This window comes from Psychrobacter proteolyticus, from assembly GCF_038155145.1.
Lineage (GTDB): Bacteria > Pseudomonadota > Gammaproteobacteria > Pseudomonadales > Moraxellaceae > Psychrobacter > Psychrobacter proteolyticus_B.
In genome coordinates this window covers 1-207 of the sequence record NZ_JBAKAY010000268.1, presented here as the reverse complement: position 1 = coordinate 207, position 207 = coordinate 1, and the positions used below count along the sequence as shown (strand labels likewise).

At 45.9% G+C, this 207-nt stretch carries 1 protein-coding gene; it reads left to right on the top strand.

The window, feature by feature from the left end; all coding sequences use genetic code 11:
- On the top strand, positions 1-207 hold a 207-nt coding region (locus tag V6252_RS13795), incomplete at both ends, for a tetratricopeptide repeat protein (protein ID WP_341610800.1).

The window sequence follows — 207 nt, the reverse complement described above, 5'->3', positions numbered from 1 at the left end:
TGAGACATTCAAAAAAGCATTGGCCCTCGAATTGGGTGATGCCGGTCTAGAAGCGATAACTCGATTACGCTATGCAAAAACGTTATTGGCCGCAGCTGATACAGATGCTGCACTGTCAGAAGCAAACAATGACATGCCAAGCTCGTTTGCAGCAAGTCAGCAGGAGCTGCTAGCGGATAATTACTTAGCACAAGACAATAAAGACTC